We start from the raw sequence: 26,570 nt of genomic DNA, 5'->3' as shown, positions 1-26,570 counted from the left end.
CACTCAGAAACGATCGAGTTCTTTTGTCACCATCATCATTATTATAGTGACTGGATTGCGGAATACAAAGAATCATTGAAGTAAAATTCATATTTTATTGGCATGACTGAGTAGTACTACGGATGCAGTCGCCAAAATACGCAGCTTTTGTTAGCAATCATGCTGCGTTCAAGAATTTTTGTGCTTTTTTATTGTTGGCCGCCAATGGCCAAATCACGCCGCATGATCAGCGCATCCACAAGGCTACGATCCGCCCTGCGATAATAATTCTTGCGACGGCCAATCTCTTTGAACCCAGCAGCCAAATATAAACCAAGTGCGGCAGGGTTATCAGTCCCGACCTCCAGGTAAAGACTATCTGCCGACTTAACCGATATTCGAATGACTTCTTCCAACATTGTCCGACCGATCCCCAATCGGCGCCGTTCGGGGTCCACGGCAAAGGTAAGAATTTCCACCTCGTCCAGCACAGACCGGCAAAGGGTAAAGCCCACCGGTTCCCCGCCGACACTAGCAATGAGCCCCCAACAACCGGCCCCCTTCAACAGATCGGCAATGGCCGCTTCCGGCCAGGGTTCATCAAAAGCGCGGGCATAAATAGCGGTGGCAATAGGCACCTGCCCCCGGTCAAGGGCTTCACAAGTGACAGCAAGCTTGGCCACGCGGCTCATCCCCGTCCCGGAATGCCGGATTTGGGCGGAGATACATCCGGCGGGCGCAAATAGAGTGGCGCCGGCGGATGATCAAAAACAGCCATCCCTTCAGCATCGATCCGGCCTTGGGCTAATCTGGCCACCCATTCCGCCTGCGGCTGGCCCGGCATATCGCATATCTGGCATTCAATGCCCGCTGCCTCCAGCACCGGTCGGGCACGCTGATGGCCATCACCACAAATCTTCACGGCCCCCTCCCCAACCAACCCCGGCAGTTGATCCAGCGGACAAGCAACAGGGGCTGATGATCCGGCTGAGGAAAAATACTGGGCGTAAATATCCGCGCGCTTCGTCTCAACCACGGCCAATATTGGCTCATCACCCTGGCGGGCCGCCGCCGCGATGGCTTCGGTTGTCGTGATTCCGATCACCGGCACATTTGAGGCAAGCCCCAATCCACGCGCGGTCGCAAGCCCGATCCTGATCCCTGTAAATGCGCCCGGACCAATGGTCACCGCAAAAGCATCCATATCCATTGCCCGGAAACCGGCGCGCGTCAGCACATCTTCGATCATGGGAACCAGATGCGCCGCCTGACCGCGCGCCATCTCCTCGAAAGCAGACGCCTGCACCTTCCCATCATCCAGCACCGCCACCGAGCAGGAGGAACAGGCACTGTCTATGGCAAGGATACGGGTCATGGCGGCTTCCTGGGTAGATCAGTTCGTTCAGTTAGAGAATGGCGCAGGCTTCATCAAAGCCAAAGCGATCACCGCGCGGATGGAGCGCCGACGGATCACCATAGCCGATATTGCACAGGAAATTGGATTTATATCCTGTATCGGCAAAGAACAAGCGATCAACTTCCGTCTGATCAAATCCGGACATGGGACCGCAATCCAAACCCAAGGAACGGCAAGCCAGCATAAAATAGGCGGCTTGAAGGGTACCACTGCGAAAAGCAGTTACCTCTGCCAGGGCCGGGTCTTCAGCAAACATGTCGCGGGCACCGTCGAAATGAGAGAATAAGCGCGGCATATGCTCATAGAATGCCGGGTCCAGCGCCAGGATCGCAGTGGCCGGTGCCGTCATGGATTTTTCAACATTAAATTCATCCAAGGCCGGGCGCAGTTTTTCCTTGGCTTCATCAGAACGGACATAATACACCCGGAGCGGTTGGCAATTCATGCTTGTCGGTCCCATTTTTGCCAAATCATAGGCCTGGATCAGCAAACTGTCTGGAACCTCACGATCCAGCCATTTGGTATATGTCCGTCCATTCCGGAAAATCAGATCCAAAGCGGCATTATCCAGCATGAGCCATCCCTTTCGCTCAAAATTAGTCTCAAATGAAACAATTATTCCGGCTCTCTTTTTGACGCACTGATCGGCTTGGATGCAAGTGATTTCCTGAAAAAAGCCGCTTTTTGCGTCACTTTCCACTGGAACAAAAACTGTAACAAAGTTAATGTCCAAATTTAATTTGTTTATTTGGACGAATACTGGGTTTTATTTGTAGAAATGTTTGGCGCCAACAATATTCGCTTTGCACAGGAGACACTGGCCGGTTGTTTGATCTTGCTGGTATCACTGTTCTGCCCTTCCTGGGCGTATGCGCAGGCCATACCGGCAAACAACGCAGACAATTCCATTGTTGTATTGATGTATCATCGCTTTGGTCAGGATCAATACCCCAGCACCAATGTGCGCCTGGAACAGTTGGATGCCCATATCGCGGAACTGGCCAGCGGCGGCTATAACGTCCTTCCCCTGCCGGACATCATTCATGCCCTTCGCGCGGGCACAGTTTTACCAGATCGCACAATCGGCATCACCGTTGATGATGCGTTTCGTTCCGTCTTTGATAATGCCTGGCCGAAATTCAAGGCCGCCGGCCTTCCCTTCACGGTCTTTGTTGCCACAGACAATGTGGATCAGGGCAATCCCGATTTCATGAGCTGGGACCAGATAAAAACCCTGCATGAAGATGGGGTCACCATCGCCGCCCACAGCCTGAGCCATGATCACCTGCCTGCCTTAGACAAGGATACCACCGCCCGTGAGGTGAACCAGTCCATCGCGCGACTTGAGGAGATGCTTGGGAAGCGGCCAGAATTTTTCGCCTACCCTTATGGCGAAACCGACCTGCGTCTGATGAAACAGGTTGAGGAAGCCGGCATGCTCGCTGCGTTTGGCCAGCAAAGCGGTGCCATCACGCCTGCGCACAATATCTGGTATTTACCACGCTTTGCCATTAATGAACGCTACGGCGAAGCGGGCCGCTTCCGCCAGGTGGTCAACAGCCTCGGCCTGGCTGTCCAGGACGTCACCCCGTTTGACCCTCACCTTGGCCAAACACCAGGCGACAACCCGCCCGCCATGGGCTTCACCATGCCCAGCAATATCAATCGCGGCGATGAACTGGCCTGCTACCATTCCGACACCGGCCGGATCGAGGATATGACGCGGCTTGGTCCCTATCGGGTTGAATTACGGTTTTCGAAAGCTTTCCGTTCGGGCCGCACCCGCGTCAATTGCACAGTTCCCGGACCGAATGGCCGCTGGCGCTGGTTCGGCTCACTCTTTTACGTTCGCTAAAACCAAAGATACACCAAGCAAGAGCGCATAGCCGCGCGATCAATCAAGCCCGCGGTGCCGATGCATATTGCCGGTCCGCCAGGCGCGCCTGATCATATTGCGCCAGATCATTGGTGCGGATCACCGACTGCAAAAGATCCACGTATTCGCCGCCCTTTTCGGAATAACGGATCAAGCCGCTCGTCAGATCCAGGCCACTGACCATCTGACCCTGACGCCGGGCCAGCGCCCGGATGGACCTCAGCTCGCGGTAGGCACGATGGGTATTCAGGTTATGGAGATAGGACGCGACAGAATCCAACGGACTGTCGAAGGCGCGAATTCTGTGTGTCTTCCCTTCGTCGCGGGAATCCGGAACGATGCCTTTGTTATTCTCGTTCCAAGTCCATTCGCCAAAAAGCGCATTGCCCTGCCGGGCAAACCGGGAGGACCCCCAGCCGCTTTCAATCGCGGCTTGCGCCAAAGCCAATGACACCGGCACGACATCCACACGCGCCAGAAGATTATTAATCTTGCCCGGTTTGACCTTGTAACTGACATACATGCGATCCAACCAGCTTTTGTCACCAGGGGCGATTTCGGTCCCTTTTTTCATCTTCGCGGCCAGAGCCACCACGCGGGCACGGTCACGCTCTATCCGTTCATTCGCCATCAGGACCAGTGGCAACATCATTTGCAGGAAAAGCTCTTTGCGGACATCAGCCTGCTTTATTTCGTGCATGTCGCTTGGCACCGCATCCGACCAGATGCGCGGCACCTTCATATCATTGAGAACGACATAATTCAGATCATAGCCAATGCGACTGAACCGGTCTTTGAGCTTCGCAACAGTATGTGTCGCGACTTTTTGTGGCTCTTCCCTTGGCAAACTGGAATAGCTCGTCTCTACGGGGTTTTCCGGCTGCAATGCGGCAATCACCGCAACGACAGCCCCTAACCCGGCAATCACAGAAAAGATCCAGGCCTTCTTAACGGCGGCCATCAGCCCGCCTGGCATCCTATTAACCTTTCCCCGAACCATAGCAACATCCCGGCTCTATTGACCCAAAATATATCAAACCAAAAGTCCCCCCGCGTTATTCACCCGGCTCTGGCAACTATTGGCGCCTTCCGGTAAAACACAGACCTTTGTGTCGCAGCTTATGAAAAGTCGCTGCTGCTTTTTGCCAGGGATTTTCTGCCAATCCTCTTGCCGCGCACCTCATTTTTCAGGTGTCGCTTCTTCTTATTGAAGGTCGTAGATACCCTGATTCCGGAAGCACGTCCAGAAAGAGTTAACTACTTTCGCAGTCGGAACAATTCTACGAAATCAGGAATTCCCTTTATGCTCAGCCCATTGTCTGACGGACTTCAACCACTTCCGGAATATAGTGACGCAGCATATTTTCGATGCCCATCTTCAATGTGACTGTTGAGCTCGGGCAACCGGCGCACGCCCCTTGCAATGTCAGATAGACAATGCCTTCCTCAAACCCGTGGAAAATAATATCGCCACCATCCTGGGCCACAGCAGGCCGAACACGGGTTTCAAGCAGCTCCTTAATCTGAACAACAATCTCATCATCATCTTCAGATGCAGCGCCCGCTTTCGCCGTTTCCGCCTCAGCTTCGCCACTCAAAACCGGTTGTCCGGCAGTGAAATGCTCCATGATGACCCCCAGAATCGAGGGCTTCATCACATACCATTCCTTGTCTTCGGCCTTGGTCACGGTAATGAAATCATGACCGAAGAAAACACCGCTCACCCCTTCAATCTCAAACAAGCGCTCCGCCAGCGGCGATTTGCCAAGCGCAGCTTCCGCGTTGGGGAAATCAACCGAGCCTTCTTTCAGCACTTCCCGGCCCGGAATGAATTTCAAGGTGGCTGGGTTCGGGGTCTGTTCGGTCTGGATGAACATCAATTCTTCCTCGTGGCTACATCCGCATCGCGGGGCGGTCGCCTGGTTGCCACCGCGCTTCATTCAACGATCTCGGCAGATAGATGGTGCAAATGGCAGCCCAAATCAAGGCCCCAGTCTTCTGTGACCCGGCTATTCACAATTTCTTTTCCGCAAAAACCAAACTGCGCAAGCAGACATATCCGGATCAAGACCGCCAAAAATGATAGCAGACCCGTCAGGTCACCGCCGCAATTTCATCATCGCTCAGTGAGCCTGGAACGATGGTAAAGGGAATACGCATCTTGCCACGCCCCTTGCCAATCAGATGGCTGATGATCGGATCCGTGCCTTCACTATCGGAGCTGGCCCCCAGCACCACGATCGAGATGGAGGGCTCTTCTTCGATCAATGCAAACAGCTCTTCGGCCACGTTGCCTTCACGGATATAGATGATCGGCATACCACCGGAAAGTCTCTCCACCAGCTCCGAATGCTCCTGCAGCAAAGCCTCACCCTCTTCACGGGCTTCTTCGCGCATGATCTTATCCACCCCTAGCCAATGGGTGAATTCGGTTGGTTCCTGGACATAGAGCAAGGCGACCTTGCCACCCGTGCTTTTCGCACGCTGGCTGGCAAAGCGCAGCGCCTTTTGCATTTCGTCAGAATCGTCGACCACAACAAGGAACACCCGGAAACTGCCATCCGGTCCGTCCAATTCCCGTCTATCATTCACAGCACTTAATCTCCCTTGTCCCCTTCGGTTTATGCCGGCGGGCCGCTCTCTTGATTGGATCGGTCTCCGCCCTGGGGCTTTCTTGAAGATCAGATTATCAACATCATCACCCAACGCAATGACATTCCGTATTCGGCCCAACTTCAAATGCCGGATCAGCTCTTATTTCAGCAGGATATTGGAAATTTCACGCAATTGGGTCCGGGCGCGCAAAAGATAGAAACCCTGTGCGGCCAGATGGCTGGGCAGCATGATAGCATCCGGATCGCCATTGATCACCACCAACGGGTCCATCTCAGCCGCCTCGCGCATGGATGCAAGCATCAAGTCCCAGGCGGTTTCCAAATTACGCTCCGCGATCAGCTGAGCATAATCCGCCTTCAATCCCTCCAGCAGCAGATAGTAGGCATATAACCGGCCTTTGGTCCGGTAAAACACATCATCAGAGCTGGTGGAAAAGGTGTAGAGGTCGCGTACCGAATTATCGATCACAGCTGATGCGGAACCAAGATCCGCGGCAAACCGGTCAAGGGTCGCCAGAAGATTGTCCGCGCGTTTTTCAAAAACCGCCTGACCTTCGCCAAGACGCTGGTTGTAGCTCGCCAGGGCATCCGCCCCCAGGCGGTATTGCTCCGCGGAAGACCGGGTCGGCAACAGGGATTCGGAAATATCATAAACCCAGACATCGGGTTTGTATTTCAACAGGCCGGCCGCCTTGTCCAGATCACCGTCGACCTGGGACGCGCCCCGCACCCGCCCGATTTGGTCGGACATTTCGATGGCAAAACGGCTGATAGCAGAGATGATGCCCTGCTGATAATTGGGCATATTGTCAAGCGCCGCACCGGGCATGAAAAACGGATCCATGGAGGTCCAACGATAGTCATCCACTTCACGGCGCACCAGCCCGACGGCATTGGCAACCGTCTGGGACTGGCCGGAGGAAATCTCCGGTCGGAAGGTGGTGTCGTCATCGATCCGGTGAACCATCAACATGCCGACCGGGTAATAAAGCAAGATCAGCACCAACAGCCCCAAACCGATCTTGCCCAAGGTCGAACCGGAAACCCGGGAACCCCCGCCATAGCGCAGAGCATCCCATTTATCTTCGATATAGGCGCGTATGTTCATGATCTTGACTTGGGTAGCCCTTTCTCGAATTGCAACCGTTTAACAGGATCAGAAATCCAGGTCGGCATAATGCCGGGGCGGCGGCGCGCCCGGGATATGATCCGTCAGCAGCGGCCGGAAACTCGGCCGGGATTTTATCTTCGCATACCAATCCTTGGCCGCCGGATGATCCTGCCAAGGCACATCACCCAGATAATCCACACAAGAAAGATTGGCCGCAGCCGTCAGGTCGGCCAGGGTCATTTCTTCACCCGCCAGCCAGGTGCGGCGGTCTATCAGCCAGTCGATGTAGGCCAGATGGGTCCGCAGATTGTGATTCCCCGCTCGGATCGCATTGGAATTCGGCTCTCCCATCCCAAGGAACCGCTTCATGATTTTCTCATCAACCAGATTGCGAATGACTTCATCACGGAATTTGCCGTCAAACCATTGGATCAAACGGCGCACTTCCGCACGTTCCACCGCACCGGTACCAATCAGCGGATCGCCATACATTTCGTCGAGATATTCACAAATGACCTGACTGCCGCAGATCTTACTGCCGTCTTCATCAATCAGAACCGGCACCGTCCCTTCCGGATTCAGGGCCAGAAATTCGGTATCCCGCTGCCAGATCTTTTCGATCTGCATTTCAAACTCAAGCTTCTTCTCACCCAGGACCAGCCGGACCTTACGGCAGCCTGGTGAGAGCCAAAGATGATACAGCAACATCATGATTTGCGCCTGTGACCTCGGTTTATCGCCGGCAACGCCCCTTACAATAACGCATAAACCCGACAGACGGGAATTGGCCTTAAGGAACTGGACCGACGGGCAAATTCTTCCCCCTGATACCATATCTGCCGGGCGGCAGGGAATGGAAACCAGACTTTCTGACATACCTTGTCCGGACCGCCACATCCAGCCCCGGATGAGCTGCGGCGCAAATATTTCTCGAAAAAGCCACATTTACCCCCCGAAACCCTCTTTCCAGTACCCTTTCCCTATTCCGGTATGAAAGTTGCATGAAGGATCCGTGAGTACCTTCTGGCAGACGAATTTAATAGGGATTGGGAGACCCCCGCATGATCGACGCGATGCGCTCACTAATCAATACGTCGGTTGAACAGTTTCGCAGCCCCCAGATCCAGCCGGATCCGGCGGAAACCGCACGCGCCAAGCCGCAGCAGCCGAAAACATATGCTCCCAACCCCGCCGTGGAAGTCACCCTCTCCCCCCAGGCCCAGGCCATCCTGCGTGCCCTGGAGGCCAACGACATTACAGTCGAGCAGCTGCAGGCTGCCGGCCAGAAACAGCAGGAGGCAACCGGTCAGGAAGATCCCGGATCTGACCAGATTTCAGCGGATGACGGCGCCATAGCCCTGCCGGATGCAAGCCGGAACGACAGTCAAACCCTGAGCCTGGAAGAGCAGTTGAATGCCATCGCCGAAAAATTCGGCCTGCCGGAATTCGACCCCGATACCGCGGAAAACCTAGCCTTGCTCTTCCGCGAGGTTCAAATCAGCCTGCAACCGGCTGAGGGTGCTGAGGCCGGTGTTCCGGTCTCCGGCACAGACGGCATGCTCGCGCCCCTTGATCGGATGAAGGTTGCCGCCCTTTATGCGGAATTGGACCGCTTGCTGGGCAGCAGCGGGGTGTTTTTTGGCGGTGATCAGAATATCCAACGCCTGACAGCCGAAAACCAGATCCGGGCACGCGAGTTAAAAGCCAGCCTCAACGGCGCCCTTGGCGCTGCCTCGGGAACTGATTTCCCGGTCGGCATGACCGCACCGCAGGAAGCCCGTATTGATGCAATCCTGCGCGAGATTAGTCAGCTGTATGCCCGTGCCAATGATCCCAATGCCGACCCCCGCCGACAGGCGGTTGATGCCGCTTTGGGAAGCGCGGGCGCTGTTGCCGGAACCGGCGGCGCAAGCTTAGAGGCATAAGCCTTCAGACTTTGCGATAAATCACGCAAAGATTATTGGCCGGCATATCGACCACCTCTTGCAGATCCAAACCGTTCATCTCCGCCTGTTCAATCACCGCTTCAAGGTCACGCACCCCCCATAAACTGTTTCGACTGCGCAGGTTTTCATCAAAGGAACGGTTGCTGTCTGCGGTATGATCCCCGCCGCGCTTATAGGGTCCATACATAACCAGATGCCCGGCAGTGGAAAGACAGCGCCCAACACCGGCCATCAGCCCCTCGCAACAGGACCAGGGTGCGATATGAATCATATTGGCGTTAAAGATCAGATCCATCTTTTCCACGGGCCAGTCGTCTGAAAATACATCCAGACACTTTGCCGGCAGAATATTGCCAAGCCCCTCCGCAACCCGGTGGGCGTCGATGCTGGCCAGGTGATTATCGTCAATATCGGTCGGCTGCCAAATGATGTTCGGTCGTAATCCCGCCATATGGACGACATGCTCCCCGGACCCCGACGCGATTTCCAGTGCCTGCCCCTTTTCCGGCGCAATTCTGTCAATGACCGCCCCGATGGCCTCGCGATTGCGGGCTACTGCAGGCGCAAACAGCCTTTTATCCTCCATATTACACACTCAATTCAGGTTGTTTTCCATTAATCCCTTTTAGTTTCTGTCTTATTACCCCATATTTGCCCCGCAACTGCAGCCGATACAGCAGAAATCTGTTGCAGATATCGCTGCCGGGGTTATAAGACAGCCAAAATACTCTAACCGGCCCGGCCCTTTATTGCCATGGCCGGAGGCTGGATCAGATGGATTAGCCGGTTTGAAGACCGGCACGTGAAGGAGAAGGTTCATGACTTACGTCGTCACTGAAGCCTGCATCAAATGCAAGTATCAGGACTGTGTCGAGGTCTGTCCGGTGGATTGTTTCTACGAGGGCGAGAACACGCTGGTCATCCACCCGGACGAATGTATCGATTGCGGCGTTTGTGAACCGGAATGCCCGGCAGAGGCTATTTTGCCCGACACCGAACCGGAAGCGGAACAGTGGCTGGAAATGAACCGGGAATATGCCGAAAAATGGCCGGTCATCACCCGCAAAGGCGAACAGCCAGCAGATGCCGATGACTGGAAAGACGTTCCAAACAAGTTCCAGGACCATTTCAGCGCGAATCCCGGCAAAGGGGACGCCTGACCGGCAAAAAAAATTTACCGGGGCTCGCCACAACAGAGTCCCAGTGATTCAACCGTTTAGTCAGGATTGCTGACCGATCGGCCGGTGCCTGCGCAACATATTTGTCATTTTTTCGGCCTTCCCCACTGGGATTCGGTCCGAAATTATGTTACATTACCCTTACTGAAGAGACTGGATGCACTTGGCCAGCGGGCAAAGTGTTTTGTGGTGTGGGCGTTTATTTCGTTGGATTTTTCAATCTAAATTGACGCTGAGAGCATTCGTCAGGTCGGACAATTCGTCGGGCAGGGTGGCCTTTTTACTTTAAGGCCATTCTTTGACCCACCGGCATTGCTGGAAATCCCCGGCCTCTTCTTCGGTGCATGAAACCACGTTCAGATATGTAGGAATGGGTATGAGCAAGAAACCTGCTTTTTCTAAGGGCGACCACGTTGTTTATCCGACCCATGGCGTCGGCAAGATCCAAGGGATCGAAGAACAGGAAATCGCTGGTGAGAAATTGGAACTCATCGTGATTGAGTTCGACAAGGACCGCATGGTCCTGCGCGTTCCCTCCGCCAAGGCGGAACAATCCGGCCTCCGGTCGCTATCCTCTCCGGACCAGATGAAGGAAGCGCTGAAGACCCTCAAAGGAAAAAGCAAAGTGCGCCGGACCATGTGGTCCAGGCGTGCCCAGGAATATGAAGCCAAAATCAATTCCGGTGATCCGGTGGCCATCGCTGAAGTGGTCCGGGATCTCTTCCGCAATGCCAACCAGCCGGACCAGTCCTATTCCGAGCGCCAACTGTATCAGGCTGCCCTGAACCGTTTGGCCCGCGAATTTGCCGCAGTTGAGGCAATTGATGAAGAGGATGCAACGGTCAAGTTGGAAGATATGCTGCAAAAAGCGGCAGCCTGATCCGGCTTCCAAACCATCCAACTCCTGAAAAACGCCGCGGTTATTTCCGCGGTGTTTTTCGTTGCAAATTATTCGGTTGCAGCCGGGCTACCGGCAAGAGAAGATAAGCCCCGAAAATAACCAATATAATCGGGTAAACCGGTCCCGGCATGACGGAATATAATCTACTGCCCAAATTATGCGGCGCCAAAAGGGTCTGGGTCGTTGGTGCCATCCATGGCGATGCCACCCGACTTTATGCCCTGCATGACAAGATCGCGGAAAAGGTGCGCCCCGGCGACCGATTGGTCTATACCGGCAACATGATTGGGGTGGGGCCGCAATCCTGCGCGACCCTGGATGAATTACTGACCTTTCGGCGCTGGTTCCTGTCCATCCCGCCATTTGTCCATAATGATGACATTATCTATCTGCGCGGTGCGCAGGAAGAGATGTGGCAAAAGCTGCTGCAGTTGCAATTTGCCCGGCATCCGGACCAGGTCCTGGACTGGATGCTGCCAAAGGGACTGGAAGCCACCATACGCGCCTATGGCTTTGACCCCGCGGAAGGCAGGACGCTCGCGCGGGAAGGCACAGTGGCGCTGACCCACTGGACCCAGGCTCTGCAAGAAACCGTTCATAAAAACCCGGGCCATGACCAAATCATGGTCGCGCTGCGCCATGCCGCCAGAACAGATAATGGCAAATTGCTGTTGGTGAATGCAGGGCTGGACATCACCAAGCCGCTGGACCGGCAGGCGGATGCCTTCTGGTGGGCCGGCCGCAGCTTTGCCCAGGCAGAAAACGGGTTCGACGACTATATCAGAGTGATCCGTGGCTATGACCCTGATCACAAGGGCCTTGCCGAAAAGGGTACCTGCCTGACCCTGGACGGCGGTTGTGGTTATGGCGGCCCGCTGGCCGCAGCCTGCCTGGATCCGGACGGAGCCCTTCTGGATCTTATTAAAGTTTGATTTTTCAAATATTTATTTGAAAATCTATTCCTATTCTATTTTTGGTCACATTTTTAGCCTATACTGGAATGAAGCAAGACCGGATCGATTGAGGATCCAGGCTTCTGTTTCCCCTTCGGCCATGAAGGCCCGGGAAACCATCCGCCATTTTGTTGGCGGGAAAGGCGTCCTATGCCGCATATTGATGACAGCCAAATCCGAAAAGCCACCCTAACCTTCGTCAAAACGGCGATGCGCGAACCGCTGCTGGCCCGAAACGAGGAGCAGGCGCTGGCGCGCCGTTGGCTCAATGACGCCGATACTGCAGCCCTGCACCAATTGGTGCAGGCCTATACAAGGCTGGTGATTGCCATATCTTCGCGCTTCCGCAATTACGGGCTGCCGCTTGGAGACCTGGTCCAGGAAGGCAGTATCGGCCTGTTGATGGCCGCCGATAAATTCGACCCAGACCGCAATGTTCGGTTTTCCACCTATGCCAGTTGGTGGATCCGCTCTGCCATCCAGGATTATGTTTTGCGCAATTGGTCGATTGTGCGCACCGGCACAACCGCTGCCCAAAAGTCCCTCTTCTTCAATCTCAGGCGATTGCGGGCCAAACTGCCCAGCACACCGGGCGGCGGCCTGACCGAAGAGGGCCGCCATTCCATCGCCGAGACATTGGGTGTCAGCCTGATCGATGTGGAGAGAATGGAACTGCGCCTGACCCATCCAGACCAGTCGCTGAACATGCCGCTCTCACCGGAGATGGACGGCGACCGGCAGGATTTCCTCCCCGATGGCGGACCGGGCCCGGAACAGCAGGCCACCACCCGGCTGGACAGCGAGATCCGCAATCAATATCTAACGGCCGCCCTAGACGAATTGAATGACCGGGAACGGTTTATCATCAATCACCGGCGGCTGCGCGAGAAAGGGGCAACCTTGAAACAGTTGGGCATCAAGCTGGGGGTCAGCAAAGAACGGGTACGACAGCTTGAAAACCGGGCTTTGGGCAAGTTGAAACATGCCATTTTGAAACAAACACGCCATCCGGGCGACCTGATGAACGACATGGAATGACCCATCCCTCTTATTGGCTATAGTATCTGCAGCAATATCGGCGTTTCCAGCTCAATAAATGGACCGTTGCGCCATTCCACCCAGCCCCGCACCAGAATTTCCCGCCCCGCAAGCCGGGCAGGATCAATACCTGCTTTCCGAAATGCCCTGATCTTTCCCTTCGGAATGCCGATCGTAAAGTCCCGGCGCCAATCCGGTCCGAAATTGAGGTAGGTGAAGCGGGAGCGGACAGCAACCGCCAGGATCCGGCCGCGCACCAGCATGAACCGACCGGCCCGTGCGCCGAACGGTTCCGCCGCTATCACCCGAAAGCCGCTTGCCCTGCCCCATTGCCCCAGGCCCGCCGCCCGCGCCTTCGTTTCTATTGTGAGCAGTTGGCCAAGAATTTGCGGGGATGAATCATATTGGCCGGAAACTCGGGCAAGCCCACGGGCAACGGCCTCTCCATTCAGCCATCGACCGTCTGCCAGATAGATCTGGGCATGGGTCCGTCCATGTCGGTCCACGGAATTTTCGGCCTGAATGTCAAAACCGCCTGACAGAGCCTCCTCCAACAGACGGCGCAAACCCGCCCGGTCCATGAAAGGGTCCAATTTGGGCCCCGCCAACCCTGCAAGACGGATCCGATCGCCATCATCCCTGGCAATCGTGATTGGATCCAATAGCTGAAACGGGGTGTTCTCTGCAGCCCGGACATTCGAACATGCCAGCAGGGCCATAAACACCAAAAGCGCTCTTATCATGATGACAACATACTGCCGATAAAGAGAAGTTTTGGCGAGACTTCTTCTTGAGGTTCTGGTGGATCAGCGGGATAATCCAAGCCACAATAAAATCCGAGAACCTTGTCAGACAGGATTGAACCGATCATGGTGCAGGACCTTTACCCGCCGCTTGAACCATTTGCTACCGGCCATCTGGAACCGGACGGCCTGCATCATGTTTATTTTGAACAATGCGGCAATCCGGAAGGCCAGCCTGTATTGTTCCTGCATGGTGGTCCGGGCGCCGGCTGTGCCCCGGTTCACCGCCGCTATTTCGATCCTGCCCATTACCATATCGTTCTGTTGGACCAGCGCGGCTGCGGACGCTCCACGCCCAATGGCGAACTGACACGCAACGACACCTGGCAGATCATCGGCGATCTGGAAGCCATCCGGAAGCGGCTTGGCCTGGAAAAATGGGTCCTGTTTGGCGGCTCTTGGGGTTCCACTCTGGCGTTGGCCTATGCCCAGGCCCATCCGGACCGGATCAAGGGCTTGATCCTGCGCGGCGTGTTTTTGGCCACCCATGACGAGATCGACTGGTTCATGCATCACATGGGGCGCTTCTTCCCTGAGGCATTTGAAGAATTTTTCAGCCCCTTCACCGAAAGCGATAGCGACAATCTTCTGGATTTCCATCATCGGCGCCTGATTGACCCGGATCCGGAAGTCCATATCCCGGCCGCAAGATTATGGAGCGCCTTCGAGGTGAAATGCTCCACCCTGATCCCGAACCCGGAAGCGGTTGCCCAGATGGATGACCCCGACACGGCCTTGTCTTTGGCCCGGCTGGAAGCGGAATATTTCCGTCATGGCATGTTTCTGGAGGAAGGTCAGCTGCTGGCCGATCTTCATAAAATCAGCCATTTACCGGCCATCATCGTTCAGGGTCGCTATGACGTGATCTGCCCGCCACAGGCCGCCTATCGCCTGCATAAGGACTGGCCGGGATCGGAATTGATGATGATCCCCGATGCCGGTCACTCGGCCTCCGAACCCGGCATCGTCAAAGGCCTGGTCTCCGCGACCGAGACATTCAAGTCACTCTAGGAATCACATCTTTCCCGGCCCGGCAAGAAAGCGGGCCACCAGATGCCTGGCCGCCGTAACCGGAGGCTGCTGGCCGGCGCGCACCTCCGCCTCCAACCGGGCAAGATCCCCGGCCAGATCCGGGCTATCCTTAAGATGCTGTAACAGATTTTCGGATATCTCATTCCACATCCAGGCCTGATTCTGGTCCCGACGGCGTTCGTCCAGAAAACCGTTTTCGGTCATTTGGCGCCTGAAATCCGCAACCATGTCCCAGGCCGCATCAATCCCCTCGCCGGTCAACGCAGAACAGGACCTGACCGGCACCTGCCAGTCCCTGGCCGCGCTGCGCAGCAAATGGAGCGCGCTCTTATATTCCGCGACCGCCCGGCCTGCCGCCGCTGCCATATCCCCGTCCGCCTTGTTGACCAGAACCAGATCCGCCAATTCCACAATGCCCTTCTTGATCCCCTGCAGCTCGTCACCGCCACTGGGCAGCAGCAGCAGCATGAAGAGATCGGTCATTTCAGCAACCGTGGTTTCCGACTGGCCGACACCGACTGTCTCCACCAGCACCACGTTGAAACCCGCCGCCTCACAGATCAACATGGCCTCGCGGGTGCGGCGGGCCACCCCGCCCAAAGTCCGGCCCGCCGGCGATGGGCGAATATAGGCGCCCTGGTTCACGCTCAAGGTTTCCATGCGGGTTTTGTCACCCAGGATGGAACCGCCGGATCTTTTAGAGCTGGGATCCACCGCCAGCACCGCAATACGATGCCCCTGATCGATCACATGATTGCCAAAAGCCTCGATAAACGTCGATTTACCGACACCCGGTACGCCGGAGATGCCGATGCGGATCGAGCGACCCGCATGCGGCAGCAGCTTTTCCAGCAGCCGGTCCGCATCGGCCCGATGATCGGGCCTGGTGGATTCAATCAGGGTAATCGCCCGGGCAATCGCACGGCGCTCCCCCTTCAAAACCGCGTCTGCCAGACTTTCAGGCGTTTGGGAACTCATTGGGAAATACTCTACGGAATAAGAAGATAGGGCATATGGAAATAGGTGTTTTATTTCTTTATCTTACCACCCATCATGACCTCTGCAAGAGCACGCAGACGCGCTCTGGAATTTACATCCAGCCCATCAAGCGTGCTTTGTTTTGACCGATGCACCGCCATGGCCGCCTTGATCAATTCCCGGCGGCTGTTGCCGACAGTGGGATTGCTATGGGAAATCGCACGATCTTCCGCATCTAATATCTGTTCCGCCTCCGAAACAGCCTGCCGAACCAACATGCTGACATCCACTTCACTGGGATCGGCAGCCACTCCGCCGCCTTTGCGCGGGATCTCCGGAATGGTGACACTCGGTGCCTTTTTTGCCGCCCCTTTTGCCAGCTTTGCTTTCTTCGGTTTCGTCTGGTTGCCCGCCGCATTCTTTTTGCGCGCACGCGTTTGCGCCTTTTCCGCCTGCTTGCGCTGTTCCCAACGGTCGCGGGCCGATTTTTCCATGAATAACAGGCGCAGTAGCTTTCCAAACATGGAGCCAGTCTAGCCTATCGAGAGCAGGAATTAAACGGCGGCTATACCGGGCTGACCGGCTTGTCTTCCTGAGCGGTGGATAAAACCAATGAGGAAATCGACCGCCCAATGCCGTGAAACCGTTCGATCACCTGCTCAAGATGCGCCACATCGCGGGCCATCAGCTTGATCACAAAACAATCCTCACCGGTCACATGATGGCATTCGAGAATTTCCCGCTGATCACGGGCAAGTCGGTATACCGCCTGATAATGATCCTGCGGACAGATCAGACGCACAAAGGCGGTCAGGCTCCACCCCAACTTCCGACGGTCGATCTGGACCGTGTAGCCTTGAATGATACCCAAATCCTCCAACCGCCGGACACGTTCTGACACCGCAGGCGTAGAGAGTCCCACGATCGCCGCCAACGCCCGATAGGACAAACGGCCATCCCGCTGCAAAGCATTAATAATTCGTTTATCAATATCATCCATATCATTTACATGTGTAATGTCTTATTTCCATTATACCTTATTTTACCAAAGAAAATTTCCAATTCAACATTAACATCACCATTCCAGCCTTCCAGGAGGGCTGCTATCTTTGCCGGGTGGCAAAATGCCAAACGGGAAAAATTGACATGCTGTATTATTTTCTTAAATCCATTCTCATCGGTTTGGCCATCGCCGCCCCGGTCGGACCGATCGGGGTCTTGTGCATCCGCGAATCTCTGACCCGCGGTTTCCGGGCCGGTTTTAGCTGTGGCATGGGGGCCGCTGCGGCGGACGGTACCTATGGCGCCATTGCCGCCTTTAGCCTGGTTTCCTTGGACAGGATGGTCGGCGGTATCGGCAGTTGGGGGGCGGCCATCGGGGGCATATTCCTATTGATCCTGGCCTGGCGGATCGGTCGGTCGACCCCCGCCCCGGAAGCGCCACCGGCCAGTGGCCGGGATATGGCGCGCGGCTTTCTAACCACTTTCCTGCTCACCCTGTCCAATCCGGCAACTATCATTTCATTTCTGGCGATATTTGCAGGCCTCGGCATTACCCTGGCCGATGGCATGGCGGGCAAGGCCGCCACTGTTGTGGGGGTGTTTCTGGGCTCGGCCCTATGGTGGTTGTTTCTGGCCGGTCTTTCCGCCAGGCTCCAACACCGGATCGGCGATCGGATCATGTCCCGCATCAACCTGGTCAGTGCCCTGATCATCGCCGCGATGGGCGTCGCGTCATTGCTCAGCCTTATCCGCTGAACCAGCAATGCCACCCAAAAACCCATCGCCATCTATTGATCCCAGTTTCGCATGTTAATCAAAACTTAGAATTTTTGCGAAAAACTCGAATCGTCATAGACTTGTGGCCTATATCGGGGTGTATTTATCCTGAATGTCAGTCATTTCGCGAGGTTAATCTTACGGCATGGGTGTTGGCATCCTTCCGTCCAGCCTGGAAACCCGGGGTATTGCGTTGCCCCTGACCACCCCGTTTTTTGCTTTTGCAAGACTGCGCGCAACCTCCATGGGACTAAGCCTGTCCCTGCCCAGCTTCGAAAAACAGGGCCATTGTTATCTCATACCCCTGACGGAAGTTGGCAGCATCCTGCCCTTGAGCGTGTTTGACCGCGCCCTGCTGGAAGATCTCGCCGGTTTTGGTGATCCCGATCCGGAGACCGTCCAGGAAATTATCGTGAATGTCGAATTGACCGGCCTGCGCGGGGCCCGATCCATGCGCCAGCGCCGGGCCGAACAAGCCGGAGAAGAGACCGATCCCATAACCGGGACGGAGCCTACTTCCCTAAAGGCCCTGCTGGAAGAACTGCGGGCTCTGGCCGACGATCTGCGGCGCTGGCTGATCCATGAACCGGTCGATGCTGCGGAATTGGCACAACGCACGTCATTGGCCCTGCGGAATACCGTCAAACTGGCCGAACCGTTACTGGAAAAATGCCTGAAAGAAGGGGCGGGAGACGCCCATAGCGACCTCATCTATCTGGTTGATGGCTGGCCACGTATCATCACCCGCTGGAAAAATGCCCAAAAGGGCGAATTTTATCAACAGCGCGAAGCCCTAACCGGTTTTTTCCTCTATATCCCTCTGGTCCCGGCAGACCTGGCGGGTGCCGATCGCCCTTTCTGGGAGGAATTAGCGACAGTCCAAATGCGATGGCTGAGGCGTTCGCCCCTGCTGGAGGATTTGGATAGCGACACCAAATCCCTGCTTTCCCGTAATATGCGGCCATTAGGGTGAGAGTTATGGATGATAAAACCGCCCAGGTCCTGGCCTTTATTGAATCCCTGCCGGAAAAAGAGTTGCGCAAGCTGGCAGCCACAGTCGAACTGGACCGGAACAGCAATAAGCTTGGACTGCCACATAATGCCATCATGGCACTTTTAAGGCCCTCCCTAGCGCTTATCCGCGCACCGCGTGCGCTTATTCCCCAACGGGCCTTTTGCCTGCCGTTTGAGGATATGCTGGTCAGTGGAAAACCGTCACCAAGACCGGATGGCCAGATTGATCGCAGCAGCATCATACCGATGTGGAAATGGATGACCGGAGATTTGGCCGGCCCCCAGATCGAAGATGCCTGTGCCCGTTATATCGAAGCAGAGCACGCCGGTGATGATGCGGGCATCAAGGACCTCTCCCACACGCTTTGGACAATCGGGGCCAAGGCATTGACCGATGGCCTGAACACCATTGGCAATGATGAAAAAGCCAATGCCGCATTGGCAAAGAAACTGGGCGGAGATGACATTTTAACCGATGTCCGCCTGATGGCTGCCTGTCTGCGGATCGCGGAACCACTGGAAAAACTGAAGGCCAAACTACCGCCCAACCCCATGGTTGGCTTTAGCAAGGATCAACTGTTCATGGCCAGCGAAGCTTATGCCGCGGCGGAAGCGATTAATCCACCCGATGCCATGGTGCTTCTTCTGGCGTTGGCCGGACGATTGCTAAGACCGTTTCCGATCATGAATGTAATCAAGACCGTCACCCGGGGCGCAGACGATATCAAAATCCAGCGTACTGACCTGGCCGTCCCCGGCAATATTGTCTTCAGCGCCCTGGAAGCAGACGCGCAAGCCGTTATCGAAGCTGCCCAGATCCCCAGCCTGACCGACGAGGATATCATTCCCAAGGTCCGCTATTTTGCCGAGGGATTCCGCACCATCGTGGAAGCCATACCAATCAAGCGCAATGGCGAATGGGGCAAACGCATGCATAATTGTCGACAAAGAGTTTCAGAAGAGCTGGAACGGCGCTTATTGCGCGATGCTCGCAAAGTGGTGATGAAAGCCTTGCCAACCCGCAGCGGCGGCACCGTTCCCAAACTTGCCGCCGAACCGGATGACAGAGCCTTTGAATTGGCCGAGGACCGTGCACAGGCGATCGGTACAATGCTGCCTTTTGCCGACAAGATCGGTTTGAAAGGCGATTGCAGCGCCAAGGTGAGTGAGATCCGCAAGGAACTGGAAAAATATGCCGACGGTCTGTTAAAGGCGCTACCCAATGCACCGGCAGACAAACGCGCAATTGCCTTCGCATTCCTCTGCATCGCAGTCCGGCTGGTAGAGGTCATGGAAAACCCCGATGAAGCGGATATGCTGCGCAAGCGCGGCATGCTCGCCCTGGACGCCGCAAGCCGCTGAATGATCAGCCAACCGGTTTGGTATGGTTCCGCTTGCGGATCATGTCCGCAAGACAGGCTTTGAGGGAATCATCGGCCAGGCTTTGACTGCGCAGATCCACATGTTTAACCTGCAGTTCGTTTTCCTGATCATACAAGAACAGATCCAGGACACAGCCGTCCCCGCGATATTGCCAAACCTCGGCCGGACCATCCCGGCGCACCATATGTGGCCGCCCCACCGCTTCGGAAAGCTGACGGGTCGACATATCCATGAATTGCATCGGGTTGTCATTGACCGGCTCTGGTGCCGCCGGTTGCACCGGCGCCGGAGACGGCAGGGCCGTTGTTTTGGTCTTTTTCTCCTCTGTCTTTACATCCTGCGGGGCGGGGGTTGCCACCGACAAGGCTGACTCATTTGCCGGCGGCGTACCGCATGCCGCAAGCGACAGGAGAATGCCGCCGGTGAGGATGAGACGCCAAGCCTTCATGGAAAGGTGGTTTCCGATTTGATCATCGGCCCGGTTGCACCCGTCAAGGAGGAACGCTCGCCAATCTTCATGAAGATATGGACCATGGCTGCGGCTGCGATGATCGGCACAAATAGGTTCAGGATCGGCACGGTCATGCCGAAAGCTGCGGCAAAACCGAACAGCATCAGACTGCCACGGTTGGACCGGCGCAGTCCGCGCGCCGTTTTCGGATCCAGACGACGATGAGCCACCAGTTCGAAATATTCACGCCCGAACAAATAGCCGTTAATCAGGTAATAGAGCACAAAACCCAAACCCGCGATCCACCAGGTGGCCAGATAGAAAGGCAGTGCGAGCAAGTTGATAACAATCACAAGACCCAGGAATTTAAGTGCATTGATAATGTTTTCTGTCACCGGGATGAAACGTGTTTCCCCCAGGTTGCGGTAATGTTTCTGTTCAACCGCCTCGCAGACTTCCTCCAGGAAGATCCCCATGATCGCGACCATAACCGGCGGGAACAGGAAATAGGTGATCGCAAGCACCGTACCGCCCAACAGAAAACCGGACAGAACGTCAAATCCAACACCCATCCATTCCATCAGCCAGCCAATCACCGGCACGTCGGCCCAGATCACATGGCCCAACAGGTAATAGGCAACCGAAAAGATCACGATAAAGGCCGCGATTGCGCCCAATATGCCCTTCAAAAAGACGCTGCGCATCCTGGGGTCACCCAATTGTCCGATGGCTTTGCCAATCGCGCCGATCATTCTGTCATCCTCACCCGTATTAATTCTGCAATCCTTAGACTATGTAATGCCCGCGCCCCGTTGCTTCAAGCAGGGATAACAAAGGTTACAAATTTGCCCTGCCTTGCCAATCGCGCCTTCTTTTCCCCCCAATGATCCGCTAATAAGAGTGGAAATCAGTTCCATAACGGGGTTTTAGCAGTCCATGTCCTTGTTGCGTTCGGTGGCCACGGTGGGTGGCTGGACCATGATGAGCCGCGTGCTTGGCTTCATACGCGATGTGATGATCGCCAATGTGGTCGGTGCCGGCATGGTTGCCGACGCCTTTTTCATGGCTTTCAAATTCCCGAACCTGTTCCGGCGCCTGTTTGGCGAAGGGGCCATGAATGCCGCATTCGTGCCACTCTATGCCGGCCGGGTGGAGGCAGACGGGATAGCGGAAGCCCGCCGTTTTGGCGGGGAGGTGGCCGCGATCCTGGTCACATTCATGCTGTTTTTTACCATCGTCTGTCTGGCGGCCATGCCCTGGATCATGCAGGCGGTGGCCCCCGGATTTGTTGACGACCAGGAAAAGTTCACCCTCACCGTCGCCCTCGCCCAGATCACCTTTCCTTATCTCCTGTTCATGGTCTTGTGCGCGCAATTTTCCGGCATGCTGAATTCGGTTGGCAAATTCGCCCATGCGGCAGCCGCACCAGTTCTTTTGAATGTGGTGATGATCACAACCCTGAGCTTGATCAGCCTGGATGTCGTATCCCTGCCGGGCCATGCCATGGCGGTCGGTGTCACCATCGCTGGCGCGATCCAGTTCCTATTCCTGGCCCGGGCCTGCCACAAGGCCGGGGTCATGGTGCGCCTGCCGCGCCCGCGCCTGACACCGGGGGTCAAACGCCTGCTGATACTGATGGCACCAGGTGTGCTCGGTGCCGGTGTCATCCAGATCAATGTCTTGATCGGGGACATGCTGGCCTCGCTGTTGCGCGAGGGATCCGTCTCTTTCCTGTATTATGCCGACCGGATTAATCAGCTGCCGCTTGGTGTGGTTGGGGTGGCGGTGGGAATCGCGTTGTTGCCGCTGCTGACCCGTCAACTAAAGGCCGGTGAAACCGGGGCCGCCAACCATTCCATGAACCGTGCGCTGGAATTGTCCCTGTTTTTGACCGTACCAGCGGCCGTTGCGTTGATCGCCATGCCCTGGCCCATTGTCACGGTCCTGTTTGAACGGGGCGAATTTGACGCCGCAACCTCCGTCGCAACCGCGGACGCACTGCGCGCCTATGCGATCGGCCTTCCCGCCTATGTCCTGATCAAGGCACTCAGCCCGGGCTTTTTCGCCCGGGAAGATACCAGGACGCCGGTGCGGGTCGCGATGATCAATGTCGCCCTGAATATCGCGCTGGCCGTCATTCTGATGCAGTTCCTGGCCCATGTCGGCATCGCGTTGGCCGTTGCCGTCACTGCCTGGGCCAATACCATCGCCCTGGCAGTCATCCTGGTCCGGCGCGGCCATTTTCAGTTGGATCAACGGCTGAAGAGGATCTTGCCGCGCCTGACCGTGGCCGCCGGCCTCATGGGGGCAGCGCTCTATTTCGCAACCGGCTTGATTTCCGGCTGGCTGCAGGGTGCGGATTTCCTGCTGCGCCTCGCCAGCCTTACTGGCCTTGTTGCCGGGGGCGGGCTGCTTTATCTTGTCACGGCGCAAATCTTGGGGGCTGCCGATCTTCGCGAGGTCAAGGGCATGTTAAAACGGGGGAAAAATTAAGTTATGCTATTCGCATTCATCGGAATGGTCGTCCTGGCCGTAATCGTGCCAATTTTCATAACCAACAAGGAAACAATTCTGAACCGGGGCGATTATGCGTTGCGGATCCTGCCCAGTGTTCTTGTCTTCATCCTAATCGACCAGGGCCTTCAGCCTCGAGGCTTTCTGGCAAGCAGCCTCTCTATGGCTTATTTCGGACTTGCGGTGATAGTTTTACTCGTCTTTTTCAGCAGCCGATGGAGCGTCATGCGCATGAACCATCTGGGCTGGTCCCGGGGCATGGCGCTCACTTTGCCCATTCCGCTGGTTGGCACGATCATATCCCTGATCCTGCTATTCAAGCCAGGAAAGGAACAGCAATCATCCCGGCGTACCGGAACGGTTGGCGAAGAAAACAAAAGAAAAGTGGAAGAGATGCGCCAGCGCATCGCCCAATAAAATGATCATTAATGTACTTCTTATTGGCGGCCTGATAACCACCTATCTCTATGCCATGAGCCGCGTCCGGCCACAGGAAACCATGGGTCGCCTGGAATATTTCCTCTGCGGTCTGTTGGTAACGCCCTTCTACTATCTGGCCATGTGGCTGGCCGATGGCTTTAACCTCTACCGCTGGGGGACGGGGCTCTATATAACGGGACTGGTTTTCGCCTATATCCTGATGGTGGGAATATTGTGGTTCCAGGGTCAATGGAATGTTAAGCGTCTCAATGATCTGCGGTGGTCGACCTGGCTGGCCTTTCTGCCGCCAATCCCAATCATCGGAACCTTGTTCCTGCTTCTGCTTTGTCTGATACCAGGCAAGGACAAACCGCCGGCGCGACATGGAACAGGACCGCGCCACTATCAGCAATAGGATCCAGCTGAAAATCAGTTGAGCCGGTTTACATTGGCAACAAAACGCACACAGAAAAACAAAAACAGGAATTTATGGATCACCACGGTTGCGCCTGCAAGCGCGCTCCAGATCGGATCCTGGTGATAAAGCGCCCAGATCAGAACAAGGCTCATCACCGCCGACGGGCCAAAAAACACCCCCTTATCCAGCCAGTCCGCCTGCCCGAGCCATAAACGCTCGCCATCAACCGCCCGCGTCATCCAGGCATCCTCCCGCTTGGGCGCCGGAAACCAAAACGGGTTGGTGATCACCGCGACAATGGTGATGGCCAGATAAATCCAATCATGGAGCCAAAGCGCGTGGCCCATAGCAAACCCGACCAGAACGCGGGTCCAGCCGCTCCAGGGATTTCGGTGCCGGGTCCACATCAATTCCTTTAACGACATGGACCCTGTTCCCTTCAGTCGTTTTCCGACAGGATCACACCGGCCAGATAAAGCGAGCCGCAGATCAACAGGCGGGCCGGACCGTCCGGCAATTGGCCAAGCGCCTGTTCCACGCTGTCTGCCGCAATACACTCGATAGACTGTTCCCTGGCAAAATCACAGGATTCCTGCGCCGTGAGGCTGTTTTCCTCACCCGGAATGGCAATCGACCAGGCCTTGGCCACATGGGGGGCCAAGGGTTTCAGGAAATCGCCGGCGGCCTTGGTATTCAACATGCCGAAAATAATATAGAGCGGCAGATCCCGCTTCTGCTGCTCCATCCAGTCTGCCAGGGCCTCGCCCGCGGCCGCATTATGGCCACCATCCAGCCAAACTTCCCAGTCAGGCCCGCGGTCATCCACGATCGGACCCTTTTTCAGGCGCTGCAGCCGGGCCGGCCAGGTGGCCTTCGCCAGGCCCTGGCGGATGGCATCATCGGGGATCTCAAACCCTTGGTCGCGCAGTTCCAGCATCGCGGCAATCGCCATGCCCGCATTGGCGGTCTGGTGACGGCCGAGCAAACCCGGTTTCGGCAGGTCGATGGACAAAGGCGCGCTGGTGAATTGCAGGCCGTCTGCGGTCTCCGTGATTTGCCATTCCGCTCCAAAACGCGCCAAGGGTGCATTCACGGACTGGGCATAATCATCAATCACCGTCATAGCGGTATCCGGCTGCGGTCCGATCACCGACGGCGTGCCGCTTTTCTGGATCGCAGCCTTTTCACCGGCAATTGCCTCAACCGTATTACCCAGGAATTGCGGATGATCCATGGAGACAGGCGTGATCACGGTCACCGCCGGATTGGCCACCACATTCGTGGAATCCAGCCGCCCACCAAGTCCGGTCTCCAACAACACAACATCCCCCGGCGTGTCGGCAAAGGCCTTGAACCCGGCACAGGTGGTGATCTCGAAGAAGGTGATCGGCACCCCTTCATTCACCTCTTCGCAATGTTCCAGCAGGGCGGAAAGCTTTTCTTCCGGGATAACCTCACCGGCCAGGCGGATCCGTTCGGCGAATTTCACCAGATGGGGCGAGGTATAGACATGCACCCGGTAACCGGCCTGTTCCAGGATCGCGCGCATGAAGGCGATGGTCGATCCTTTGCCATTGGTACCCGCCACATGCACCACCGGCGGCAGATGATCCTGCGGGCGGCCCAGCCGGTCCAGCAGATCCAACGTGCGATCAAGGCTAAGGTCAATCACCTTGGGGTGAAGCCCCATTAGGCGCGCCAGGATGGCGTCACTCCTGCGTTCCACCATATCGATACCCGTCTTCTAAAAGGACAAATCTGAGAGGCGTCAATCAGCCGCTTTGCGCGGACCGACCGCATCAGTGATCGGCTGCTCGATCGGCTTTTCATCCGGATCCACTCCGTCTTCTTCCGGAATCTCGAGATGTTCCTCAATGGATTCCCGGGTTAACGGCAGCACTTCACCACTGGGTTTTGGATTCATGATCAGATCAATCATGCCGGAAAGCGTGTCTTTCAGCTCGGGCCGGGACACCACCATATCGATCATACCATGATCATAGAGATATTCCGCGGTTTGGAAGCCGTCGGGCAGAACCTCACGCACGGTCTGCTCAATCACGCGGCGCCCGGCAAAGCCGATCAGGCAGCCCGGTTCCGCAATCTGGATATCGCCCAGCATGGCAAAACTGGCTGAAACACCGCCAGTGGTCGGGTCGGTCAGCAGCACGATATAGGGCAGGCCCGCTTCCTTGACTTCCTGAACAGCAACGGTCGTGCGCGGCATCTGCATCAAAGAGAGGATGCTTTCCTGCATGCGCGCCCCGCCGGAGGCCGGAATAACAATCAGAGGAGCCTTCTGCACAACCGCCAGCCGGGCGGCGGCAATAATGCCTTCACCGACAGCGGTTCCCATGGAGCCTGCCATGAAATCAAAATTCAGGCCTGCGATCACCGCATTGCTGCCGCCGATCTTGCCATGGGCGACAATCACCGCATCATCCTCACCGGTCGCGTGGCGGGCTTCCTTCAACCGGTCGGTATAGCGTTTGCGGTCGCGGAATTTCAACGGATCGCTCACCACTTTCGGCAGTTCGATACGGTTATAGGCACTGTTGTCAAACAGCATATCCATGCGTTCCAGCAACGGCATACGCAGATGATGATCGCAATGCGGACAGACATGGCGGTTGGTCGTCAGGTCCCGATGGAAGATCATCTGGGTACAGCCGGGACATTTATGCCACATATTGTCCGGAACATCCGGCTTGCCGCCGACCAGCGCCTTGATTTTGGGGCGAACGAAATTAGTAAGCCAATTCAT

Annotated in this window: 31 protein-coding genes; 13 read left to right on the top strand and 18 right to left on the bottom strand. The window is 56.0% G+C overall.

The genetic code is table 11. From position 1 onward, the window contains the following. Positions 1 to 188: 188 nt before the first annotated feature. The 3 genes from rimI to DFP90_RS10280 are packed head-to-tail and all read right to left on the bottom strand — an operon-like array spanning position 189 to position 1,970. On the bottom strand, positions 189 to 662 hold the full coding sequence (gene rimI / locus DFP90_RS10290; RefSeq protein WP_181905287.1) for a ribosomal protein S18-alanine N-acetyltransferase: 474 nt from the start codon (positions 660 to 662) through the stop codon (positions 189 to 191). 5 nt (positions 663 to 667) lie between these two features. Next, entirely contained in the window at positions 668 to 1,354 is a 687-nt protein-coding gene (gene tsaB / locus DFP90_RS10285; protein WP_115936377.1) for a tRNA (adenosine(37)-N6)-threonylcarbamoyltransferase complex dimerization subunit type 1 TsaB, read from the bottom strand. Between the two features lie 31 nt (positions 1,355 to 1,385). Then, positions 1,386 to 1,970: a malonic semialdehyde reductase gene (locus DFP90_RS10280; RefSeq protein ID WP_115936376.1), complete on the bottom strand. Its 585-nt coding sequence runs from the start codon at positions 1,968 to 1,970 to the stop codon at positions 1,386 to 1,388. Positions 1,971 to 2,174: 204 nt separating this feature from the next. Between DFP90_RS10280 and DFP90_RS10275 the strand changes: the two genes are divergently transcribed. After that, a complete protein-coding gene (locus DFP90_RS10275; protein ID WP_115936375.1) occupies positions 2,175 to 3,251 on the top strand; it encodes a polysaccharide deacetylase family protein in 1,077 nt (358 codons plus the stop codon). Positions 3,252 to 3,294: 43 nt separating this feature from the next. On the opposite strand, the gene DFP90_RS10270 is transcribed toward DFP90_RS10275, so the two are convergent. The 5 genes from DFP90_RS10270 to fzlA form a co-directional block, all read right to left on the bottom strand. Continuing rightward, positions 3,295 to 4,233 (bottom strand): glucosaminidase domain-containing protein, encoded by a 939-nt coding sequence (locus DFP90_RS10270; RefSeq protein WP_181905285.1) that lies wholly within the window; start codon positions 4,231 to 4,233, stop codon positions 3,295 to 3,297. 346 nt (positions 4,234 to 4,579) lie between these two features. After that, a complete protein-coding gene (locus DFP90_RS10265) occupies positions 4,580 to 5,149 on the bottom strand; it encodes a NifU family protein (RefSeq protein ID WP_115936515.1) in 570 nt (189 codons plus the stop codon). A 217-nt stretch (positions 5,150 to 5,366) separates the two neighbouring features. Then, positions 5,367 to 5,864 (bottom strand): universal stress protein, encoded by a 498-nt coding sequence (locus DFP90_RS10260; protein WP_245957028.1) that lies wholly within the window; start codon positions 5,862 to 5,864, stop codon positions 5,367 to 5,369. Positions 5,865 to 6,026: 162 nt separating this feature from the next. Further along, the gene (locus DFP90_RS10255; protein ID WP_115936373.1) at positions 6,027 to 6,995 is read right to left on the bottom strand and encodes a DUF2333 family protein; all 969 of its coding nucleotides are present in this window, start codon (positions 6,993 to 6,995) and stop codon (positions 6,027 to 6,029) included. 48 nt (positions 6,996 to 7,043) lie between these two features. Then, positions 7,044 to 7,709: an FtsZ-binding protein FzlA gene (gene fzlA / locus DFP90_RS10250; RefSeq protein WP_115936372.1), complete on the bottom strand. Its 666-nt coding sequence runs from the start codon at positions 7,707 to 7,709 to the stop codon at positions 7,044 to 7,046. A 350-nt stretch (positions 7,710 to 8,059) separates the two neighbouring features. Here fzlA and DFP90_RS10245 point away from each other — a divergent pair, with 350 nt between their 5' ends. Continuing rightward, positions 8,060 to 8,923 (top strand): hypothetical protein, encoded by an 864-nt coding sequence (locus DFP90_RS10245; RefSeq protein ID WP_115936371.1) that lies wholly within the window; start codon positions 8,060 to 8,062, stop codon positions 8,921 to 8,923. A 4-nt stretch (positions 8,924 to 8,927) separates the two neighbouring features. Here DFP90_RS10245 and DFP90_RS10240 read toward each other — a convergent pair whose 3' ends face one another. Further along, positions 8,928 to 9,530 (bottom strand): DUF938 domain-containing protein, encoded by a 603-nt coding sequence (locus tag DFP90_RS10240; RefSeq protein ID WP_115936370.1) that lies wholly within the window; start codon positions 9,528 to 9,530, stop codon positions 8,928 to 8,930. A gap of 232 nt (positions 9,531 to 9,762) precedes the next feature. On the opposite strand from DFP90_RS10240, the gene fdxA reads away from it, so the two are divergent. From fdxA to DFP90_RS10220, 4 genes are all read left to right on the top strand, one after another. Further along, entirely contained in the window at positions 9,763 to 10,104 is a 342-nt protein-coding gene (gene fdxA / locus DFP90_RS10235; RefSeq protein WP_115936369.1) for a ferredoxin FdxA, read from the top strand. A 394-nt stretch (positions 10,105 to 10,498) separates the two neighbouring features. After that, positions 10,499 to 11,002 carry a CarD family transcriptional regulator gene (locus DFP90_RS10230; RefSeq protein ID WP_115936368.1) on the top strand — a complete coding sequence of 168 codons (504 nt, stop codon included), beginning with the start codon at positions 10,499 to 10,501 and terminating at the stop codon, positions 11,000 to 11,002. Between the two features lie 149 nt (positions 11,003 to 11,151). Next, positions 11,152 to 11,955, top strand: coding sequence for a hypothetical protein (locus DFP90_RS10225; protein WP_115936367.1), 804 nt, complete (start codon positions 11,152 to 11,154; stop codon positions 11,953 to 11,955). A 171-nt stretch (positions 11,956 to 12,126) separates the two neighbouring features. After that, positions 12,127 to 13,014, top strand: a complete 888-nt coding sequence (locus DFP90_RS10220; protein WP_115936366.1) for an RNA polymerase factor sigma-32 — start codon at positions 12,127 to 12,129, stop codon at positions 13,012 to 13,014. A gap of 17 nt (positions 13,015 to 13,031) precedes the next feature. On the opposite strand, the gene DFP90_RS10215 is transcribed toward DFP90_RS10220, so the two are convergent. Continuing rightward, the gene (locus DFP90_RS10215; protein WP_245957038.1) at positions 13,032 to 13,733 is read right to left on the bottom strand and encodes a thermonuclease family protein; all 702 of its coding nucleotides are present in this window, start codon (positions 13,731 to 13,733) and stop codon (positions 13,032 to 13,034) included. Between the two features lie 150 nt (positions 13,734 to 13,883). On the opposite strand from DFP90_RS10215, the gene pip reads away from it, so the two are divergent. Next, the gene (gene pip / locus DFP90_RS10210; RefSeq protein WP_115936364.1) at positions 13,884 to 14,828 is read left to right on the top strand and encodes a prolyl aminopeptidase; all 945 of its coding nucleotides are present in this window, start codon (positions 13,884 to 13,886) and stop codon (positions 14,826 to 14,828) included. A 3-nt stretch (positions 14,829 to 14,831) separates the two neighbouring features. Here pip and meaB read toward each other — a convergent pair whose 3' ends face one another. Genes meaB through DFP90_RS10195 form a run of 3 tightly spaced genes read right to left on the bottom strand, consistent with a single transcriptional unit; the run spans position 14,832 to position 16,827 of the window. Continuing rightward, a complete protein-coding gene (gene meaB, locus DFP90_RS10205; protein ID WP_115936363.1) occupies positions 14,832 to 15,827 on the bottom strand; it encodes a methylmalonyl Co-A mutase-associated GTPase MeaB in 996 nt (331 codons plus the stop codon). A gap of 50 nt (positions 15,828 to 15,877) precedes the next feature. Continuing rightward, a complete protein-coding gene (locus DFP90_RS10200) occupies positions 15,878 to 16,351 on the bottom strand; it encodes a hypothetical protein (RefSeq protein ID WP_115936362.1) in 474 nt (157 codons plus the stop codon). Positions 16,352 to 16,392: 41 nt separating this feature from the next. Beyond that, complete coding sequence (locus DFP90_RS10195) at positions 16,393 to 16,827, bottom strand: Lrp/AsnC family transcriptional regulator (protein WP_115936361.1); 435 nt, start codon at positions 16,825 to 16,827, stop codon at positions 16,393 to 16,395. 146 nt (positions 16,828 to 16,973) lie between these two features. Here DFP90_RS10195 and DFP90_RS10190 point away from each other — a divergent pair, with 146 nt between their 5' ends. From DFP90_RS10190 to DFP90_RS10180, 3 genes are all read left to right on the top strand, one after another. Beyond that, a complete protein-coding gene (locus DFP90_RS10190) occupies positions 16,974 to 17,585 on the top strand; it encodes a LysE family translocator (protein WP_115936360.1) in 612 nt (203 codons plus the stop codon). A gap of 166 nt (positions 17,586 to 17,751) precedes the next feature. Continuing rightward, a complete protein-coding gene (locus DFP90_RS10185) occupies positions 17,752 to 18,579 on the top strand; it encodes a hypothetical protein (protein ID WP_115936359.1) in 828 nt (275 codons plus the stop codon). A 5-nt stretch (positions 18,580 to 18,584) separates the two neighbouring features. Next, positions 18,585 to 19,982 (top strand): hypothetical protein, encoded by a 1,398-nt coding sequence (locus DFP90_RS10180; protein WP_115936358.1) that lies wholly within the window; start codon positions 18,585 to 18,587, stop codon positions 19,980 to 19,982. Positions 19,983 to 19,986: 4 nt separating this feature from the next. Here DFP90_RS10180 and DFP90_RS10175 read toward each other — a convergent pair whose 3' ends face one another. After that, the gene (locus DFP90_RS10175) at positions 19,987 to 20,451 is read right to left on the bottom strand and encodes a hypothetical protein (protein ID WP_115936357.1); all 465 of its coding nucleotides are present in this window, start codon (positions 20,449 to 20,451) and stop codon (positions 19,987 to 19,989) included. Continuing rightward, positions 20,448 to 21,206 (bottom strand): EI24 domain-containing protein, encoded by a 759-nt coding sequence (locus DFP90_RS10170; RefSeq protein ID WP_115936356.1) that lies wholly within the window; start codon positions 21,204 to 21,206, stop codon positions 20,448 to 20,450. The genes DFP90_RS10175 and DFP90_RS10170 overlap by 4 nt, the downstream gene beginning before the upstream one ends. A 184-nt stretch (positions 21,207 to 21,390) precedes the next feature. Here DFP90_RS10170 and murJ point away from each other — a divergent pair, with 184 nt between their 5' ends. The 3 genes from murJ to DFP90_RS10155 are packed head-to-tail and all read left to right on the top strand — an operon-like array spanning position 21,391 to position 23,803. Then, the gene (murJ, locus tag DFP90_RS10165) at positions 21,391 to 22,947 is read left to right on the top strand and encodes a murein biosynthesis integral membrane protein MurJ (RefSeq protein WP_115936355.1); all 1,557 of its coding nucleotides are present in this window, start codon (positions 21,391 to 21,393) and stop codon (positions 22,945 to 22,947) included. A 3-nt stretch (positions 22,948 to 22,950) separates the two neighbouring features. Beyond that, the gene (locus tag DFP90_RS10160) at positions 22,951 to 23,385 is read left to right on the top strand and encodes a DUF805 domain-containing protein (RefSeq protein ID WP_115936354.1); all 435 of its coding nucleotides are present in this window, start codon (positions 22,951 to 22,953) and stop codon (positions 23,383 to 23,385) included. Position 23,386: 1 nt separating this feature from the next. After that, positions 23,387 to 23,803 (top strand): DUF805 domain-containing protein, encoded by a 417-nt coding sequence (locus DFP90_RS10155; protein WP_115936353.1) that lies wholly within the window; start codon positions 23,387 to 23,389, stop codon positions 23,801 to 23,803. 14 nt (positions 23,804 to 23,817) lie between these two features. Here DFP90_RS10155 and DFP90_RS10150 read toward each other — a convergent pair whose 3' ends face one another. From DFP90_RS10150 to accD, 3 genes are read right to left on the bottom strand one after another with little or no spacing between them, the layout of a single operon-like run. After that, complete coding sequence (locus tag DFP90_RS10150; RefSeq protein ID WP_115936352.1) at positions 23,818 to 24,231, bottom strand: DUF6653 family protein; 414 nt, start codon at positions 24,229 to 24,231, stop codon at positions 23,818 to 23,820. A gap of 14 nt (positions 24,232 to 24,245) precedes the next feature. After that, complete coding sequence (locus DFP90_RS10145) at positions 24,246 to 25,535, bottom strand: bifunctional folylpolyglutamate synthase/dihydrofolate synthase (protein WP_115936351.1); 1,290 nt, start codon at positions 25,533 to 25,535, stop codon at positions 24,246 to 24,248. A gap of 39 nt (positions 25,536 to 25,574) precedes the next feature. Then, on the bottom strand, positions 25,575 to 26,570 hold the full coding sequence (gene accD, locus DFP90_RS10140) for an acetyl-CoA carboxylase, carboxyltransferase subunit beta (RefSeq protein ID WP_115936350.1): 996 nt from the start codon (positions 26,568 to 26,570) through the stop codon (positions 25,575 to 25,577).

Source organism: Aestuariispira insulae (genome assembly GCF_003385955.1).
GTDB classification, from domain to species: Bacteria; Pseudomonadota; Alphaproteobacteria; order UBA8366; family Aestuariispiraceae; genus Aestuariispira; species Aestuariispira insulae.
This window is presented reverse-complemented; position numbering and strand designations above follow the sequence as displayed.